Raw genomic sequence first — 15549 nt, 5'->3', positions numbered from 1 at the left:
CTTTTATTCAGGCGTAGGTATGGTGGCGCGTTGCACTAAAGTGGTTAAGTAGGCGATGAATAAGGTAGATTGCACAGAGACTTACCGTAATTGCAACACTCACTGAACTGAAGCGATACAGTGCGCTGTAGATCAAATCTTGATTTGGTGCGAGAGACTGACCAAACAAGATCCCAAAAGTGGTAATAATACCAAAGCCAATCCCAGGAGCACCACCACTTAGCAAGTGGTAGCGGCTAAAAATGAAGACTAAGATCCATAAAATCAAAATTGGAAAAAGCAAAATTTGGCTATAGGTTTGCAGTAGGATTTGCGCTGCTAATGCCAAGTTACAACCTATCAGCGTGCCAACTGCACGTTGCCAGCCTGCTGTGCCCGCCGCTTTCCAGCTCAGTGGAAAGAGGATTAATATTGATGCCGCTTGGGCGGAAACGGAATCTTGTAAATCTAGGATTTGGAATACCATAAATGAGAGTGTGGCTACGGTGGCGCACAGTAAGACTTCATGGCGAATACTTGCAGCATCTTTTGCTGGCCGTGGCGGTAATTGACGCACAATAACGTCCGGAAATAACCAATGCATTACATATGCGGTTGCGATACTAATGATAATAGCCAGAGAGTTACTGGCTATGAGTGAATATAAGCCACCACTGGTTGAAGCATAACTGGCAAAATGAAGTTGGATTGATAGTCCCACCACACTCATTGCACCAAATAAGAAATTAACGCCTTTGCTCATTTGCAAAAACAAAAAGGCAAATAAGGCAAAGGTGAGTAAGGACATTAACGCAGGGTGGAAGCCAAATAGCCCTTGTAGCACCAATACCGAAAAGGCACAGACCAACCCACTTAAGATAAACTGGCGCACTATGTGTGCGTTTAACATTGGTACTAACCCAAGTAGCAGCATGGGATATACGGTAAAAAAGATACCGTACGGCCAGTTGAGCAGTTTGCTTAGTGCAAAGCCTAGCGTACTCCCAGTTGCAATACGCAGCATCTGTCTTAGGTCATTGGCGTTCAGTGCAACTTTCATATCAATAAACGTAGTGAAGTAGACTGACGAATTTGATTTGCGCTTGTGCAAGGGTTGCAAGCAAAGTGCTTTCAGGCAGGACTTGAACTGTCGCTCTGGCACCACTTGCTAGTATAGGTAATGGCTCATCAAATGCTAAATGAACGCGTTGACGCTGCGCATCTCGCACCCAGCGATTGGAGGTCTCAACGGCAGCTAATTGGCCGTCGGCATTGAGTTGTCCATCACTGACGCCAGCAGAAAATTCATGGATCACGGCGGGGTAGACTTTGCCCGGTAACGCATCAAAACTCACTAACGCTTGTTCACCAAGTTTGACGTGGTAAAGCGATTTTTCTCTGAAATCCGCAGCTAAGTCAACATTGTCCGAAACCAAACTGGTTAGGCTCACACCCGTGCGAGCATAGGTCCCCGTGGTGATCTGTAAGTTACTAATGATGCCATCATGGGGCGCGCGGACTTCGGTGTAGCTGAGTTGCAATTTAGCCTGCTCTACGGCATTTCGTGCTTGCATTAGTGCAATATTCTGTTCGTCGGTTGCACCACGCTTTACTTCAAGCGCATGTAGATTAGCTTTGAGTGCACTGAGCTGTGACTTAGCCGTCGCAAAATTTGCTTGAATTTGATCTGATTCCTGCGTTGAAATTGCGTGTTGTGACAGCAAAGATTGGCTGCGTTTATAAAGTCGCTGTTGCTCATCATACTTGGCTACAGCAGCCTCTATTTGTGCTTGCTGCGCAACCACCTGTGCGTCTAATTGTTTGTTCTGTTGATTAACTTCTGCCAAAGCGAGCTCAGCCTTAGCTAATGCTAAACGATACGGCGCTTCATCGATAGTAAGTAGTAGTTGCCCTTGCTGAACTCTTTGATTATTGCTGACATTTACTGCAAGCACTTCACCACTGACTTTGGGCGTCACTTTGGTTACTTGATGATACACACGTGCCTGAGGCGTCATTGGTATATAGAGATCAGCAAAGATAAAATAGCTAAAGCAGAGGGCAAAAAGGGCGATTGAAACCTTTACGTAGCGGGAAAATTGCTGATCTGGACTAAGTTTACTCACTGGTACTCCCATTTTCAGAAATATTGTCACAACATTGCTGAGCATTGTTCTCAAGTTTGACCAACGCATGTGCGATAGCATTGAGCTCGTCATCGCTAAGCCCATGATATAAAAGTGCCTTCACTTCACTGATCCGCATCTTTAGCTGCGCTAACTGGGCTTGCCCGTGTTCGGTGAAGTAGATTTTACGACAGCGTTTGTCTTGCTTATCAATGCGGCGCTCTATCACGTTATTTTCTTCTAACTGTTTCATCGTGCGAGTCAGGCTCGGCATTTCGATATCTAAACTGCACGCCAATTGGTGTTGTGTGCAACCTTCACCCAAATGATGAATATGCATCATGGCGGTCCAGCGTGGCTGGGTAAAACCGAGTGGCTCCACAGCTTGGGTTACGGCTTGACGGCAAATTCTATGGACTCGGCCTAACTTGCCACAGAGACTAAGATCGAGCGTTTCATGAAAGGGAAGTGACGACATAACTTAAGATATATTTACTTAGCATGCTAAGCATTCTAAAATAGTTAGCATGCTAAGTAAATGGTGTGTGTTTAGGTTATTGCAATATTAGCTTTAACTCTCTGAATTGGCAGTGCTTATTTTTAGTAAGAATCGCGCATAGTGAATACAAACGTGGCTAATTACTGCGATCGCAACGACAAGTTCAAGCCAAACTAGGTATTGCAACACACTTAACCAGCCTGGGCTTAAGTGTTCGCTGCTTAGCCAAGTGACGACTTTACTAATGGCGGTGACGCCGATGACTAATGGAAAGGTATATGCCGCAAAGGCAGGACTAAATGGCAGCCGTAGCAGCTGAATAAAAGCAAGGTATATCGCTAGGGTCATAATAATAGCGACGCTCAGTAGGGCAAACACCACGCCAGCCGCTGGCATTGGATGGACACTTAAATATCCTGCTAAACATAGACTAGCAGGCGCTGCCATGACTGCAATTGTTGGTTGGGTTTGCTGTGGTATGGCACTGCCTCTACATAAACGGTAAATCATGAACGGTAGCAGCAGTAAGTAAAATATCACTCCCAAGTACCAGAGCCCCATCGCCAATGGTTGCAACGCTGACATGCCGTTAAAGGTGACATCGGCAACGACAAACCCCACTGGGGGAATAAACCAACTTGGCACAAGCTGGTTAAGCTCAAAATTGCGGCTGCGAAAATACACAAAGCTGGCTAGCAAACCCAGATGAACTGCAATGGCGAGTAGCCAAACCACAGTTGCAATAAGGTGAGAATAGGCCGCGATGCTATGAGAAATAACCATGATTGTCATGGCGCTGGTTGGTAAGACACTCCCAACCACTGGATGCGCGAGATCTGCTCTTAATTGAGCGGGTTGATGAATAAACTTAAGCACTAACAGCAATAAAATAAAGCCAGCCAGCAGTGCACTTAAAGGTTTTAACACAAAAAATGCGGGAAAGAGGTTACTGATACACCAGCCTAAACTAGCCAGCCCAAGAGCAAGACCAGACATAGGGGTGGGGATATTGGCGGTGAGTTTTTTACTGTAAGAATGAAGAGTAGCCATGCGTAATTTCACAATAATTGTTCGATGAGGGAATAATACGCTTGCGCTTTAATTAAGAATATCTGAATATATTTAAATTAGTGTTCAGTAATTCTTAACGACAATGATAACCCTTAAGCAACTCAATGTATTTACGGTAATCGTGCAAGAGCGTTCGATCACGGCTGCAGCGGATAAGCTATGTTTAACTAAGGCTGCTGTTAGCATGGCTCTGGCGGAGTTAGAGCGTCACCTCGAACAACCATTATTCGATCGTGTAAATAATCGATTAATGATAAATCCAGCCGGAGAGTTATTACTACCGCATGCGCATCAAGTGCTAGATAGATGTCGCTTCTTAGAGTCCCTATTTAAAGAAAGCGAGAGGCTATATGGCGAAATTAAAATTGGTGCCAGCGATACCTTAGGCAATCATTTGCTGCCTCCCATGCTAGCGGCTTTTCAGCAGCAAACAGGGCATACGCAGCAGCAGTTGTTTATCACCAATACGGCGAAAGTGTGCGCTATGCTTCGTGACTACGAATTAGACATTGGTTTTGTTGAAGGCCGAGTGATAGGCGAAGGTTTAGACATCATGCCTTGGTTTGAAGATGAAATGTGTATCGTGAGTGCAATGGACTTTGCGGTAACTGACTTTCAAACGCTGATACAAAGTCAATCTCGTTGGTTGTTGCGGGAACAAGGCTCCGGCAGTCGAGAATTTTTCTTAGCGAATATTGCAGCGCAGCTTACGTCGTGGCGAACCGCGTTTGAGTTAAATTCCACCGAGGCGATTATAAATGGTGTGGCGGCAGGGCTCGGTTTAGCGTGTATCTCAAAATACTCCGCTGAACATGCCATAGCACAGCAACGAATTAAGGCGCTTTCAGGTTTAAAAGCCGCACCGAGGCAGTTTTGGTTGGTGACGCGTAAAGATAAATTTCAAAGCCCAATATTAACGCGACTCATTGACTTTGCGACGCACTGGCATTGAACTGGGTTGTGGACCTAACTACTTAGTATACCTTGCAATGGGTATAAACTTCACAAACGCTGAATGAACTTTCTCAAACCTCGGGTCTTATAGACAATAGCATATTAAGAGGTTAGATATGTCGTTTAGAACTATCGATTATTCTATTTCAGGCGTGTTAGCAGTGAGCTTATTACTGCTTGGCATTTCATTTTTGTTTGGCGCTGGGCCAAGTACCATTTCCGGTACCTTTAGCTTTTACGGGTTAACAGAGTGGGTGCCTGTTGCCACACTTGGCATTGTATTTGGCTTTGCGTTAATGGTTGCCGCGGGTCTAGTCATTTTACAGCAATGTAAGATTATTCCTGCGGCGTGGCCGCTTGCCTTAATCGCCATCATTAGTTTATTTACTTTGTTGACGTTGTTTGCCGAAAACCGCTGGATAGCAGCTCATGGCGGCTTTCCCGTTATTGGTTCTGGGCAAGGGATCATCAAGTATTTTGCGTTAGTACCCATCGCACTATTTCTATACTGTCGTCATCATATCAACACGCGAACGCTAGTGTGGGCGAACTATTTCCCGGTGGCATTGGTTTTAGTCTGGATTGGCGGAATGAAATTTCTCGAACTCGAAGCAAAGGCAATCGTGCCGCTAGTGGAAACTTCACCGTTTATGTCTTGGATGTATGACTTGTTTTCCGTGCAAGAAGCCTCAAATGTTATAGGCGTCTATGACGTTTTGATGGCAGGCTTGCTCGGCATTGGCATTTGGTTTAATCAGCGAGTCTTGATTGGCGTTGCAAGCCTTGGGTGTCTTGCGGTGTTTGTTATGACACAAAGCTTTTTGTTTACCGCAGCCGGTGCGTTCAGCGACATGAGTTTGCTTGGTGGTTTAGGACAATTTGTGATTAAAGACTTGTGGTTCATCGCCAATATCATGGTGCTGGTGTTTTTGACATTGGAGTCCAGCTCAGCTGAGTCTTTAGAGCCCGTGGTCGCGTAAATTTCATTGTGATGCAGCCCGGCTGCCAAAAGAGCGTGACCTAAGTTGCGCTCTTTTTATTTTTATCACATATGCCAGATGTACCAAGTGAAGTTTTTTCCGAAAATAGTCTTGTCGGCAGTGAAAATTAAATGTGAATAAGTTAAGGTCATAAAAAGTTGATATCAGTGGTCTAAGCTAGATTATCAAACGTATACAGCAAGATGCCATTGGCATTAAGTGGCAAAGTGAGCAAAGTTTAAAAGCTGCATGCATTGAAATGGTGTATGTATCGAAGTAGCAAGTTTAAAGAAGATAATTGTATGGAAAGACCAAATACATTAAAGCCAATCTGGCTTTCAGGTGGCGACGTGGAGAAAAAGCGCGCTGAGATCAAAGCATACTTCAACAATAGCTGGCAGCAGTACGAATCATTATTTAGCAATATCAACAATGACGACGCCTATTTTGTGAAGGCTGAGCGGTTACGGCATCCGCTCATTTTCTATTTCGGTCATACCGCTTGTTTTTACGTTAATAAGTTGATGTTAGGGAAATATATCACTCAACGCGTTAATCCACACATTGAATCTACCTGTGCAGTTGGCGTAGACGAAATGTCTTGGGATGACCTTGATGGCAATAATTACGATTGGCCAACAGTGCCAGAAGTGCGTGCTTATCGCCAACAAGTGAATGCACTTATTAACGGGTTAATCGATGAGATGGATATTACCCTACCAATCACTCAAGATAGCCTTGCGTGGGTTGTCCTAATGGGGATTGAACACGAACGTATCCACCTAGAAACCTCTTCTGTAATAATGCGGATGCTGCCGCTGGCTGACTTGACTTTACAACCCGGTTGGGAAGCGTGTGATGAGTACGGTGATGCACCTGACAACAACCTAATCTCAGTAATCGGTTATGATGTTCGCCTCGGTAAACCTGAATCAAATCAAACCTACGGTTGGGATAACGAATATGGTGTACAAGACGTCAAAGTGGCACCATTCAAGGCCAGTAAATATGTGGTTTCAAACCAAGAGTTTTTAACCTTTGTCGAAGCTGGTGGCTACAATCAGCCTGAGTTTTGGACGGCTGAAGGTCAAGCTTGGCTGGCTTCAACTAAATCAACCATGCCGCGTTTTTGGGTAAAAAAAGACACAGGATTTTGGCAACGAAACTTAGCCGAAGAAATCCCTTTACCACTCAATTGGCCAGTTGAGGTTAATTACCTTGAAGCGAAGGCTTTTTGTAACTGGAAGTCTGAGCAAAGTGAGCACTTTGTACGCTTACCAACAGAAGCAGAGTGGCAAGTACTACGCGATAAGCTTGATGTTGATCTGCCGACATGGAGCGAAGCGCCGGGAAACATCAACCTTGAGGTATGTGCTTCAAGCTGTCCGGTTAACCGTTTTGAAACTGAAGGTTTATTCGACATCATCGGCAATGTTTGGCAATGGACGGAAAGTCCGATCGACGCATACAGCGGCTTTAAAGTGCACCCTTTATACGATGATTTCTCAACCCCTACTTTTGACGGTAAACACAATTTGATCAAAGGTGGCTCCTGGATTTCTACAGGCAACGAAGCCGTGCGAGATTCACGTTATGCCTTTAGACGCCACTTCTTCCAACATGCAGGATTCAGATACATCGAAAGTGAAGAATCACAAGTGCCAGTGCAAAAGGTCAACCTGTGCGAAATGGATGCGGACGTTGCCAATGCGCTACATAGCCACTACGGAAAGCCAGTTATGCATTTTGGCAATCCATTGCAAAGTGTTGTTTCACAGCTAATGGTGCATTATCAAGGTAATACAGATAAAGCGCTGGATTTGGGTTGCTCGGTCGGTCGTGCAAGTTTTGAATTAGCGAAACACTTTACTCAAGTAGATGGCATTGATTTTACTGCGCGCAATATTCAACACGCGTTGGCCTTAAAAGAAGGCACGCCGGTACGCTTTGCTACCGAGATTGAAGGTGAAATTGTGGACTTCCACGAAGTGTCTACTTCGCAATTAGGTTTTAATGAACTCAGTGAGCGTATCCATTTCTGCCAAGGGGATGGGCATAACCTTAAACCACAATTCGCCGAGTATGACTTAATCTTGTGTCATCGTGTTGTGGAATACTTATATTCACCAAAAACCTTTTTAAACCAAATTAAATCGCGCTTGAATGCAGGCGGGATCCTTGCGATAAGCTCAGCCTATCAGTGGGACAAAGCGCTAACCCAAGCACAAAACTGGTTGGGCGGTTATAAGGTCAGTGGTGAGAACGTCACGGGCCGTGATGGTTTAGAAATTTTACTGGGACGAGATTTTGAACTGTTGGCTGAAGATGAAGTAATGTCCGCCATAAGCAAAAACGCACGTAAAGTTGAACTAGAGCGATGCCAACTTACGCTATGGCGTCTTAAATAGTCGTTGATACACATGCCAGCCAAAGTGCTGGCATGACTTTTTAGGTTAGAGAATGGAATTAGTATTACCCGATCACATTAAGTTTAGTCAAAGCTTGGCTACTCCCATCGACATCAACTTGAGTGATTCCTGCGCTCAAGGCGTCACGCTTGGCGAACTTATTGAGCTTGGTGGCGGTAAAATGCCAGACATTGAACTGGGTTACAATCCGATTGCGGGCAGTGAAGGGCTAAAAGCGGCGATTAAAGCTTATCATCTGCCGACGACGGCATGTGTGGATCTTAATCAAATCGTGTCATTTAGCGGTGCTCAAGAAGCTATTTTCACTACGATGGCGCAATTACTAGACCCACAAGATGAGGTGGTGGTCTGTACGCCAAGTTACCCATCGCTTGCAACACTTCCCAAACAGTTTGGCGCTATCGTCAACACGGTGGCATTGCGAGAAGAGGACAACTGGCAGGTTGATATAGAAAGACTCAAAAACGCAGTGACGACAAAAACCAAACTCATTATCGTCAATGCCCCTCATAATCCAACGGGCACAGGCTTGACTGACAAAGAAGTTGGACAAATACAGCAGCTAGCAGAGCAGTGTGGTGCTTACATTTTAAGTGATGAAGTATCAGCACAGAGCCATGGCGATGACCGCGCAGTAAGTGGGCGCTTTTCGGCTTATCCGCGGTCGATTACGTTAGGCGTATTATCCAAAAGTATGGGCTTACCTGGCATCCGAGTAGGGTGGGCAATTTGCGGTTCGAAAGCACTAGCAGATGCGCTGTTGGCCGGTAAAAGTTACTTAAGCATTTGTGGCAGTAAAGTAGATGATTTATTGGCGACGACCGCATTACTGCATAGTGAAACTATCTTAGCGTATAATGCGAACATCATTGCAAATAACGTCCAATTGATGCGTGAATTTGTCAGTTTATACTCGCAAAAAGTGACTTGGGTTGAGCCTCGTGGAGGTGTGTTGTCATTACTGAAGATTAATTCAGTACGGGATTCTGAAAAGTGGTCACGTCAATTTGCAGAGACCTCGAACACGCTATTGTTACCCGCAAAGTTATTTCTATTGGAGAGCGAGTGCCACTTCCGTTTAGGAACGGGCAAGCGTAACTTTGCCGCTGGTTTGGCAAGGCTCGAAACATATCTCTAAATTAATCCAGCATTCAAACTAAGCGTCTATGATAGGTAATGTTATTTTCAATTAATGCAGGAAAGGAAGAACCTATGGTAAACGTTAAACATTTAATGGCTGGCTTTTTGGCCGTCATGCTTAGTGCATGTGCTTCAATGGGCGATGGTGACAAGGTTGAAAAGCAACGTGCCATCCTAGATATGAAAAACGATGTACTTACTCAGCTTTACAGCAAAAAGCCAGATACGCGTTCGCAAATTGCGGCAGCGCCGGGCTATGCTGTTTTTTCTAATGCCAATATTAATCTGCTATTTGTTGCAGCTGGAACAGGTTACGGTGTCGTACACGATAATACGGCAGGAAGTAACACTTATATGAATATGGCTGAAGGTGGTGTAGGTCTTGGTCTCGGTGTAAAAGATTATCGTATTGTGATGGTATTCCATACTCCTGAAGCAATGAATAAGTTTGTTACTTCAGGCTGGACGTTTGGCGGAAATGCAGATGCTGCAGCGAAAGCCGCTAAAAAAGGTGCGTCGGTAGAAGGCGAAGCCTATTATGGTGATGTTACTGTGTACACCTTTACTGAAAGTGGTTTGGCACTGCAAGCAACAGTAAAAGGCACTAAGTTCTGGAAAGATAAAGAGCTAAATTAACCTGATATAATAACGATTTTAGAGAAAAGCCCCGCAAGTCGGGGCTTTTTGTGATTTACTCTTTGATTTCTGTGGCGTTGAGACTTTTCTCAAAACGCCTATTTAACAATTGGCAGACGATAGTCAACACAATGGCAGCGAACATAAAGCATGAGAACGGCAAAGGTGACTCAGGAACCGCGAGTGCAAGTAAGGGGCCGACCAAAGCGCCGCTACCAAATCGTAGCGTGCCTATCACCGCGGTAGCGGTACCGGTTTGATGCTCAAAGCCCAGTAATATCAGCGCATCAGCGTTGCTGGCAATGATCCCCAAACTCATCATCAAAGGTGCAATGGCAGAAGCTAGCACCCAAACCGAGACTGATTGGCTGCTGAGTATGACCAGTAGTGTCGCGAAGACGATACCAATAGTAAGACCGATATTGAGCATTTTCCTAGAACCAAGCCTTGGCACTAAACGCGTGTTGGCAAAGTTACCGAGCATCAATGCAATCACATTCATGGCGAATAACACTCCAAACAGCTGCTCCGACACACCATAATATTCAAGATAGATAAACGAAACTGAGGTTAAAAAGCAAAAGAATGCGAATGATGCCAGCATCGAAGAAAGAATATCGTAGCGGGCCTTTTTTTGTGTTAACACAATGCGATAGTTTTTTAAGAAGAACGATAAGCTAAGCGGTACATCGGCTTTGGTTGGAATTGCAATACAGAAAAACTGTAATGCGATGATAACCAGTACCGCATAAACCGCTAAGAACCAAAAAATGGCGTGCCAATCAAAGTACAACAAGATCAACGCACCAAGAGAGGGAGCAATAAGTGGCGCGATCATCATGATCATCGAAACATAAGACATCCCTTTGGCTGTGTGTTCTTTGTAATAATAGCGGATCACGCCTGGTACAACGACAGTCGCTGCGGCACCACAAAATGCTTGAACAACACGTAAGAAGCAAAACATATCGATGTCATTCGTTAGCGCAAGCCCAATTGACGATGCTGTAAAGCCGACCAAGCCCCAAATAGCTAACGTCTGTCTTGAGAATCTATCAGCAAGGGGGCCAAACACCATCATGCCGACAGCATAACCTGCTAAATAGCTACTAAGAGAAACCTGTACTTGCTCAAGCGGGCTATTCAAGCTGTCTGCAATCGCAAGCATCGCGGGGAGATACAAGTCGATAGCCAAAGGCGTTATCGCGACAATACTAGCCAGTAATGGCAAGAGTATTGCTGGGAGTGTTGATGACTTCATATGTTGGTATTGTTACCTTGTTAATGTTAAGCAGAATAAATACACCAATCAGAGACGCTTTATATGGAAATGGAACTCGGTGCACTAGAGTGGAGCAACGAAAAGACGGCGTTCTGATCAGCAGAAGTTCATGAAAAATTTTTTATATTGTACTAAGTTAGTCTCGTTAAGTGACGAAATTGCGGTAAACTTAGAGAAACTTAAGTTATAAAATAAGAAAAGGAACAAGTTATGAAAAAACTGGTTCTCGCGATAGCTGTGGCAGCAACGCTTGCTGGCTGCAAAACATCGCCTACCGGACGCACTCAGTTAGCACTCTATTCCGAGCAGCAAATGGACCAAATGGGTGTTGCAAGCTTTGAACAAATGAAGCAAGAGCAAAAAGTTGATACTGATGCTAAAACCAATCGCTACGTTAAGTGTATTGCAAATGCCTTAATAGCACAACTCCCAGCAAACTACGCAAACCAGCAATGGGAAGTTGTGGTATTTGAAGATGACTCTGCTAATGCATTTGCACTACCCGGCGGCAAAATCGGGGTTCATACGGGGATTCTCAAAGTTGCAGAAAACCAAGATCAACTTGCTGCGGTGATGGGCCATGAAGTAGGACATGTTATTGCTGAACACGCTAATGAGCGTGTATCGCAAAACAGTGTGTTGCAGTTTGGCCTGCAAGCAGGGGCGGCGGTGCTTGAAATGAATAATATCGAATATCGCAATGCCATTATGCAGGGATTAGGTCTTGGCGCGCAGTATGGTGTCGCGCTGCCATTTAGCCGCTCTCATGAAAGCGAAGCGGACGTTATCGGCCTAGATCTAATGGCCAAGGCAGGCTTTAATCCTGAAGGCTCGGTTGCGCTTTGGCAAAATATGGCGAAAATGAGCGAACAGCGTCCACCAGAATTTATGTCGACGCACCCTGCGCCTGAAAATCGAATTAAGCAATTACAAGCAAACATGACAACTGCCCAAGCAACCGCTAACAAAGCGCGTACGGGTGGTTTTGCACCAAGCTGTAAACGCTAATTTCTCAAAACACCAATTACCCTTAAGTTAAGTGTAATTGGTGTTGCCTTCTGTTTCACACATCAGCATAAATAGCCGTAACTCTAGCTCAAGTTGATGATAGTGGGGTTCCATATGCTGACAAAGCTTGTAAAACGCCTTGTTATGGTCTTTCTCTTTAAAGTGCGCTAGCTCGTGTACAACCAATGCTCGTAGCACTGCCTCGGGTGCGTGTTTTAACTGTGCTGCAATGTGTATTTGGTGCGACGTTTTTTGTTTTTGCCCGTGTCGTGTGGTTTTGAACGTATGGGTTCCTAACGCATTCAATACCATATTGTTGCGCTTTTCAAACTTGGCCTGCGATACCCGTGGGGTATTTTTTAAGTACTGCTGTCTTAATCCTTCCACATATTCGTAAAGTAGCTTATCGCTTTTGATTTGATGCGGTTCAGGATAGCGGCTTTTGAAAAAAGCACTGAGTCGTTTGCTCTCTATTAATTGAGTGACTTGAGTCTGGATTTGCTCTGAGTAGTTTAAAAAATAGGGATGGGACATTAAAACAGCGCCTCTTGCTTTGCTTCTTTTTCAGCGGGGAATGGATTGCTTACTTGATGATGTATCTCTAAATCTGCAATAAATTGTCTCGCTAAAAATGGCGCATCAAAATTGTCTGCGGTATGGAAAAACACATAAGGTGATTTACCTTCGCTGAGCCATTGATTGAGTTTAGTTAACCAAGGCTGATAAAAGTCTCTATTAGACTCAAGCTGAGAGCAACCAACAAATCGCAGAATAGGGCTGTCTCCAGTGGCAATTGCATGCACAGGTAATCGCGGCTTCTTTTGCTGTGCATCTACTATCGCAGGAGTACTGGCAGGCTCGCTGAAGAGTGCGCGAGTATCCATCACGATGCGGTTGTAGTTATTTTCGATTAAATATTGGTTGTATCTGCGCTCAGCATCGCCTTTGCGGTAAAAGTCCCAATGCCGTACTTCAACACCAACAGTTAGCGCTTTGGGCAACCAAGATAAAAATTGTCGCATTTTATTTATATGTTCAGGCGCAAACTGCGCAGGTAATTGCAGCATTAACACGCCTAATTTAGGAAACAGCGGCGCCATGTTTTTACACCAAGCCAATAATTCATCTTGGCAGTGGCTAAGTGCCATTTCATGACTAAAACGCTTAGGAATTTTAAACGTAAAGCGAAAGTCATCGGGCACTTGTTCTAGCCATTTTAATACGGTCTGCGGATTTGGATCGGCATAAAAAGTCGTATTGCCTTCAACGCTATTAAAAATTTGGCCATACTCTTTGAGCATATTTGTGGCACTACAATGGCTGGAAAATACTCGACCTTTCCAGTGTGCGCTACTCCATTGTGGGCAACCCAGATACAACATAGTGATCAAAACAACGATTAAATGTGTGAATAGTGTATCAGATCCTTAGATTGAGGATGACAATGCAGCGTATTTTTATATAATTGGCGGTTATTGAAAATGAGTCTTAGCGACTGGCTTACCAATACTGTGAATTCATATTGTGTGGTGAGAAGTGATTAGTCGTAAGAGCAAACTGGACTGACAGGAATTTTATGCGCTCTATATACTGCGGAAAACTAAATAAGAGCCATGTAGATCAGGAAGTTGAACTATGTGGTTGGATCAATAAACGTCGTGACCTTGGCGGCCTAATCTTTGTCGATTTAAGAGATAGAGAAGGGCTTGTGCAAGTGGTATTCGATCCTGAAGTGGAAGGCTTAATGGATAAAGCGAATACGTTGCGCCAAGAGTTCTGTGTTCAGATCAAAGGTGTTGTCCGTGCGCGTCCTGAAAGCCAAGTAAACAAAGACATGGCAACCGGTGAAGTTGAGATCTTAGGCACTGGCTTAACCATTATCAACCGTTCAGAACCATTACCGCTTGACTTCAATCAGCAAAACTCTGAAGAGCGTCGTCTAAAGTACCGTTATTTAGACCTACGTCGTCTAGAAATGAGCGATCGCATTAAAATGCGTGCTAAAGCGAGTAGCTTCGTGCGTCGTTTCTTGGATGAAAATGCATTCTTAGACATTGAAACGCCAGTACTAACGAAAGCGACACCTGAAGGTGCACGCGACTATCTAGTACCAAGTCGTGTCCACAAAGGCAGTTTCTATGCGCTACCGCAGTCGCCGCAGCTATTTAAGCAGCTACTAATGATGTCTGGTTTTGACCGCTACTATCAAATCGTAAAGTGTTTCCGTGATGAAGACTTACGTGCCGATCGCCAGCCAGAGTTCACTCAGATCGATATCGAAACGTCATTTATGAGCTCAGACCAAGTTCGTGGCGTGACAGAAAAAATGATCCGTGAAATGTGGCAGTCTTTCCTAGACGTTGATTTGGGTGAGTTCCCTGTGATGCCATACAGCGAAGCGATGAGCAAATATGGTTCGGATAAACCAGACCTACGTAACCCGCTTGAGCTTATCGACGTTGCAGACATCGTAAAAGACGTTGAATTTAAAGTACTAAGTGGCCCAGCGAATGACGAAAAAGGTCGTGTTGCAGTACTATCAGTACCAGGTGGCGCACAACTTTCACGTAAGCAAATCGATGAATATACTAAGTTTGTAGGTATTTACGGTGCGAAAGGCCTTGCTTGGATGAAAGTGAACGACCGTGATGCGGGTAGCGAAGGCGTACAGTCACCAATCGCTAAGTTCTTGAATGAAGAAGTGATCAATGCACTGCTTGAGCGCACAGGCGCAAACACAGGTGACATTATTCTATTCGGCGCAGACAAGCGTAATACTGTAAACGAAGCGATGGGCGCGCTACGTCTGAAGATTGGTCTTGATTTAGAAATCACAGATCTAACTAAGTGGGCACCACTTTGGGTTGTTGACTTCCCGATGTTCGAAGAAGACGACGAAGGTAACCTACACGCGGTACACCACCCGTTTACCGCGCCTAAAGGCGTAAGTGCTGCGGACCTTGAAGCAAATCCAGCAGGTACACTTTCTGATGCATACGATATGGTACTTAACGGCTACGAAGTCGGTGGCGGTTCGGTTCGTATTCACAACAACGAAATGCAACAGGCTGCGTTCAGGATCCTAGGCATTGAAGAGTCTGAGCAGCAAGAGAAGTTTGGTTTCTTACTTGATGCTCTGAAGTATGGCACGCCTCCGCACGCAGGTTTGGCATTCGGTCTTGACCGTTTGGTGATGCTACTGTGTGGCACTGACAACATCCGTGACGTTATTGCGTTCCCGAAAACGACGCAAGCGTCGTGCTTGATGACTGATGCGCCAAGCCCTGCAAACCCAGATGCGCTAAAAGAGCTTGCTATCTCAATAGAAAAGCAGTTAACAGAGCAAGGTGAAGGCGAGTAAGTTCGTCAACCTGATGTAAAAGAGGCGACTTAGGTCGCCTTTTTTGATCAGATGAACTAGCTTATAACTGGTAATCTATACAGT

At 44.8% G+C, this 15549-nt stretch carries 14 protein-coding genes; 7 read left to right on the top strand and 7 right to left on the bottom strand.

Features of this window, described 5'->3' with window-relative positions; all coding sequences use genetic code 11:
- Nucleotides 1-7 precede the first annotated feature (7 nt).
- From ABMY45_RS01350 to ABMY45_RS01335, 4 genes are all read right to left on the bottom strand, one after another.
- The gene (locus ABMY45_RS01350) at nt 8-1039 is read right to left on the bottom strand and encodes a DUF2955 domain-containing protein (protein ID WP_206471003.1); all 1032 of its coding nucleotides are present in this window, start codon (nt 1037-1039) and stop codon (nt 8-10) included.
- A 1-nt stretch (nt 1040) separates the two neighbouring features.
- On the bottom strand, nt 1041-2105 hold the full coding sequence (locus ABMY45_RS01345) for an HlyD family secretion protein (RefSeq protein ID WP_206471002.1): 1065 nt from the start codon (nt 2103-2105) through the stop codon (nt 1041-1043).
- Entirely contained in the window at nt 2098-2583 is a 486-nt protein-coding gene (locus tag ABMY45_RS01340) for a MarR family transcriptional regulator (RefSeq protein WP_039497284.1), read from the bottom strand. The genes ABMY45_RS01345 and ABMY45_RS01340 overlap by 8 nt, the downstream gene beginning before the upstream one ends.
- Before the next feature lie 93 nt (nt 2584-2676).
- On the bottom strand, nt 2677-3654 hold the full coding sequence (locus ABMY45_RS01335; RefSeq protein ID WP_174170089.1) for a TDT family transporter: 978 nt from the start codon (nt 3652-3654) through the stop codon (nt 2677-2679).
- A 103-nt stretch (nt 3655-3757) separates the two neighbouring features.
- Between ABMY45_RS01335 and ABMY45_RS01330 the strand changes: the two genes are divergently transcribed.
- The 5 genes from ABMY45_RS01330 (at nt 3758) to ABMY45_RS01310 (ending at nt 9814) form a co-directional block, all read left to right on the top strand.
- Nucleotides 3758-4627 carry a LysR family transcriptional regulator gene (locus ABMY45_RS01330; RefSeq protein WP_174170090.1) on the top strand — a complete coding sequence of 290 codons (870 nt, stop codon included), beginning with the start codon at nt 3758-3760 and terminating at the stop codon, nt 4625-4627.
- Between the two features lie 118 nt (nt 4628-4745).
- The gene (locus ABMY45_RS01325) at nt 4746-5609 is read left to right on the top strand and encodes a DUF417 family protein (RefSeq protein WP_174170091.1); all 864 of its coding nucleotides are present in this window, start codon (nt 4746-4748) and stop codon (nt 5607-5609) included.
- A gap of 302 nt (nt 5610-5911) precedes the next feature.
- Nucleotides 5912-8017, top strand: coding sequence for a 5-histidylcysteine sulfoxide synthase (ovoA, locus tag ABMY45_RS01320; RefSeq protein ID WP_227387032.1), 2106 nt, complete (start codon nt 5912-5914; stop codon nt 8015-8017).
- Nucleotides 8018-8069: 52 nt separating this feature from the next.
- Nucleotides 8070-9176, top strand: coding sequence for an aminotransferase class I/II-fold pyridoxal phosphate-dependent enzyme (locus tag ABMY45_RS01315; protein WP_174170093.1), 1107 nt, complete (start codon nt 8070-8072; stop codon nt 9174-9176).
- Nucleotides 9177-9250: 74 nt separating this feature from the next.
- Nucleotides 9251-9814, top strand: coding sequence for a YSC84-related protein (locus ABMY45_RS01310; protein WP_174170094.1), 564 nt, complete (start codon nt 9251-9253; stop codon nt 9812-9814).
- Nucleotides 9815-9869: 55 nt separating this feature from the next.
- Here the strand turns inward: ABMY45_RS01310 and ABMY45_RS01305 are convergent, their stop codons facing one another.
- A complete protein-coding gene (locus tag ABMY45_RS01305) occupies nt 9870-11075 on the bottom strand; it encodes a Bcr/CflA family multidrug efflux MFS transporter (RefSeq protein WP_174170095.1) in 1206 nt (401 codons plus the stop codon).
- A gap of 231 nt (nt 11076-11306) precedes the next feature.
- On the opposite strand from ABMY45_RS01305, the gene ABMY45_RS01300 reads away from it, so the two are divergent.
- Entirely contained in the window at nt 11307-12104 is a 798-nt protein-coding gene (locus ABMY45_RS01300; protein ID WP_010377574.1) for a M48 family metallopeptidase, read from the top strand.
- 27 nt (nt 12105-12131) lie between these two features.
- Here ABMY45_RS01300 and ABMY45_RS01295 read toward each other — a convergent pair whose 3' ends face one another.
- Both ABMY45_RS01295 and ABMY45_RS01290 read right to left on the bottom strand, forming a co-directional pair.
- On the bottom strand, nt 12132-12638 hold the full coding sequence (locus tag ABMY45_RS01295; RefSeq protein ID WP_174170096.1) for a YgjP-like metallopeptidase domain-containing protein: 507 nt from the start codon (nt 12636-12638) through the stop codon (nt 12132-12134).
- The gene (locus ABMY45_RS01290; protein WP_158299115.1) at nt 12638-13486 is read right to left on the bottom strand and encodes a DUF72 domain-containing protein; all 849 of its coding nucleotides are present in this window, start codon (nt 13484-13486) and stop codon (nt 12638-12640) included. The genes ABMY45_RS01295 and ABMY45_RS01290 overlap by 1 nt, the downstream gene beginning before the upstream one ends.
- 194 nt (nt 13487-13680) lie before the next feature.
- Here ABMY45_RS01290 and aspS point away from each other — a divergent pair, with 194 nt between their 5' ends.
- Nucleotides 13681-15465 carry an aspartate--tRNA ligase gene (aspS, locus tag ABMY45_RS01285; RefSeq protein ID WP_174170097.1) on the top strand — a complete coding sequence of 595 codons (1785 nt, stop codon included), beginning with the start codon at nt 13681-13683 and terminating at the stop codon, nt 15463-15465.
- Nucleotides 15466-15549 lie beyond the last annotated feature (84 nt).

Source organism: Pseudoalteromonas sp. XMcav11-Q, assembly GCF_040104525.1.
GTDB lineage: Bacteria > Pseudomonadota > Gammaproteobacteria > Enterobacterales > Alteromonadaceae > Pseudoalteromonas.
The sequence above is the reverse complement of the archived record's forward strand: the minus strand, read 5'-3'. Positions and strand labels throughout refer to the sequence as shown.

Coding starts and splice junctions, on each gene's coding strand:
- ABMY45_RS01310 (WP_174170094.1), top strand. CDS start 9,251: ATGGTAAACGTTAAACATTTAATGGCTGGCTTTTTGGCCGTCATGCTT.
- ABMY45_RS01330 (WP_174170090.1), top strand. CDS start 3,758: ATGATAACCCTTAAGCAACTCAATGTATTTACGGTAATCGTGCAAGAG.
- ABMY45_RS01340 (WP_039497284.1), bottom strand. CDS start 2,583: ATGTCGTCACTTCCCTTTCATGAAACGCTCGATCTTAGTCTCTGTGGC.
- ABMY45_RS01300 (WP_010377574.1), top strand. CDS start 11,307: ATGAAAAAACTGGTTCTCGCGATAGCTGTGGCAGCAACGCTTGCTGGC.
- ABMY45_RS01290 (WP_158299115.1), bottom strand. CDS start 13,486: ATGTTGTATCTGGGTTGCCCACAATGGAGTAGCGCACACTGGAAAGGT.
- ABMY45_RS01335 (WP_174170089.1), bottom strand. CDS start 3,654: ATGGCTACTCTTCATTCTTACAGTAAAAAACTCACCGCCAATATCCCC.
- ABMY45_RS01325 (WP_174170091.1), top strand. CDS start 4,746: ATGTCGTTTAGAACTATCGATTATTCTATTTCAGGCGTGTTAGCAGTG.
- ABMY45_RS01350 (WP_206471003.1), bottom strand. CDS start 1,039: ATGAAAGTTGCACTGAACGCCAATGACCTAAGACAGATGCTGCGTATT.
- aspS (WP_174170097.1), top strand. CDS start 13,681: ATGCGCTCTATATACTGCGGAAAACTAAATAAGAGCCATGTAGATCAG.
- ABMY45_RS01315 (WP_174170093.1), top strand. CDS start 8,070: ATGGAATTAGTATTACCCGATCACATTAAGTTTAGTCAAAGCTTGGCT.
- ovoA (WP_227387032.1), top strand. CDS start 5,912: ATGGAAAGACCAAATACATTAAAGCCAATCTGGCTTTCAGGTGGCGAC.
- ABMY45_RS01305 (WP_174170095.1), bottom strand. CDS start 11,075: ATGAAGTCATCAACACTCCCAGCAATACTCTTGCCATTACTGGCTAGT.
- ABMY45_RS01295 (WP_174170096.1), bottom strand. CDS start 12,638: ATGTCCCATCCCTATTTTTTAAACTACTCAGAGCAAATCCAGACTCAA.